Genomic DNA, 2398 nt, shown 5'->3' on the forward strand with positions numbered 1-2398 from the left:
CGGTCGAACTGCGGTGAGGGCGGCGAGCATGTCAGCCGCTACGAGCGCGACCCGAACGGCGACTGGCGCCGCAGCGCGATCAAACAGGTCGCCTCGGCTCGGTTCGGCGTCACCTCGCACTACCTGACCAACTGCACCGACATCCAGATCAAGATGGCGCAGGGCGCCAAACCCGGTGAGGGCGGCCAGCTTCCGGGCGGCAAGGTGTATCCGTGGATCGCCGAGGTGCGGCACTCCACGCCCGGTGTGGGGCTGATCTCCCCGCCACCGCACCACGACATCTACTCCATCGAGGACTTGAAACAGCTGATCCACGACCTGAAAAATGCCAATCCGCAGGCCCGCATCCACGTGAAGCTGGTCGCCGAGAACGGTGTCGGCACCGTCGCCGCTGGCGTGTCCAAGGCCCACGCCGACGTGGTGTTGATCTCCGGACACGACGGCGGTACCGGCGCCACCCCGCTGACGTCGATGAAGCACGCCGGCGCGCCGTGGGAGCTTGGCCTCGCTGAGACGCAGCAGACCTTGCTGCTCAACGGGTTACGCGACCGGATCGTGGTCCAGGTCGATGGGCAGCTGAAGACCGGTCGCGACGTGATGGTCGCCGCGCTGCTGGGGGCCGAGGAATTCGGGTTCGCCACCGCGCCGCTGGTGGTGTCGGGCTGCATCATGATGCGGGTGTGCCACCTGGACACCTGCCCGGTCGGGGTGGCCACACAGAACCCGGTGCTGCGGGAGCGTTTCACGGGCAAGCCCGAGTTCGTCGAGAACTTCTTCATGTTCATCGCCGAAGAAGTGCGGGAATACATGGCGCGGTTGGGTTTCCGCACCCTCAACGAGGCTATCGGCCAGGTGAACGCGCTGGACACCACGCTGGCGCGGGCGCATTGGAAGGCGCACAAGCTGGACCTGGCGCCGGTGTTGCACGAGCCGGAGTCGCCGTTCATGAACCAAGATCTCTACTGCAGTTCCAGCCAGGACCACGGGCTGGACAAGGCGTTGGACCAGCAGTTGATTGTGATGAGCCGCGAGGCGCTGGATTCCGGGACGCCGGTGCGGTTCTCCACGACGATCTCCAATGTCAACCGCACGGTGGGCACCATGCTCGGTCACGAGGTGACCAAAGCTTATGGCGGCCAAGGTCTTCCCGACGGCACCATCGACATCACGTTCGACGGTTCCGCGGGCAACAGCTTCGGGGCGTTCGTGCCGAAAGGCATCACGCTGCGGGTCTACGGCGACGCCAACGACTATGTCGGCAAGGGCCTGTCCGGCGGGCGGATTGTGGTGCGACCCTCGGACAACGCGCCGGAGGACTATGTCGCCGAGGACAACATCATCGGCGGCAATGTTGCCCTGTTCGGCGCCACTGGCGGCGAGGCCTTCTTACGCGGGGTGGTCGGCGAACGGTTCGCGGTCCGTAACTCCGGAGTCCACGCGGTGGTCGAAGGCGTCGGGGACCACGGCTGCGAGTACATGACCGGCGGCAAGGTCGTCGTCCTCGGCCGCACCGGGCGCAATTTCGCCGCCGGAATGTCCGGCGGCGTGGCCTATGTCTACGACCCCGACGGCGAGCTCCCGGGGAATCTGAACACCGAAATGGTGCAGCTCGAGGGTCTGGACGATGATGACCTGGACTGGCTTTACGGCATGATCCAGTCTCACGTCGACAACACCGATTCCACAGTCGGGCAACGCATCCTGTCCGACTGGGCATCGGAGCAGCGGCACTTCGTCAAGGTGATGCCGCTCGACTACAAGCGCGTCCTGCAGGCGATCGCCGAGGCGGAACGGGACGGCGCCGACGTCGACCAGGCAATCATGGCGGCCGCGCATGGCTGACCCCAAGGGCTTCCTGAAATACACCCACCGGGAGTTGCCCAACCGCCGCCCGGTGGAGTTGCGCCTGCGCGACTGGAAAGAGGTCTACGAAGACTTCGATCACGGGGTGCTGCAGCAGCAGGCGACTCGCTGCATGGATTGCGGGATTCCTTTCTGCCACAATGGATGTCCGCTGGGCAACCTGATCCCGGAATGGAATGACCTGGTGCGTCGGGGCCGTTGGCGTGATGCCATCGAGCGGTTGCACGCCACCAACAACTTCCCTGACTTCACCGGGCGGCTCTGCCCGGCGCCCTGCGAGCCGTCCTGCGTGCTTGGGATCAACCAGGATCCGGTGACCATCAAGCAGATCGAGCTGGAGATCATCGACAAGGCCTTCGACGAAGGCTGGGTCGTTCCGCTGCCCCCGGACAAGCTGACCGGGAAGACGGTCGCGGTGGTGGGCTCTGGTCCGGCCGGTTTGGCGGCCGCCCAGCAACTCACCCGCGCGGGCCACAGCGTGACCGTCTTCGAGCGCGAAGACCGCATCGGCGGGCTGCTGCGCTACGGCATCCCC

The 2398-nt window shown here is 65.7% G+C and carries 2 protein-coding genes; both read left to right on the plus strand.

The genetic code is table 11. From position 1 onward, the window contains the following. Window positions 1-1842, plus strand: a 1842-nt coding sequence (locus VFA16_RS05250) for a glutamate synthase-related protein (protein ID WP_324966799.1), incomplete at its 5' end; no start/stop codon positions are given. Next, on the plus strand, window positions 1835-2398 hold a 564-nt coding region (locus VFA16_RS05255), incomplete at its 3' end, for an FAD-dependent oxidoreductase (RefSeq protein ID WP_324966800.1). The genes VFA16_RS05250 and VFA16_RS05255, both read left to right, overlap by 8 nt.

It is taken from the genome of Mycobacterium sp., assembly GCF_035653355.1.
GTDB lineage: Bacteria > Actinomycetota > Actinomycetes > Mycobacteriales > Mycobacteriaceae > Mycobacterium.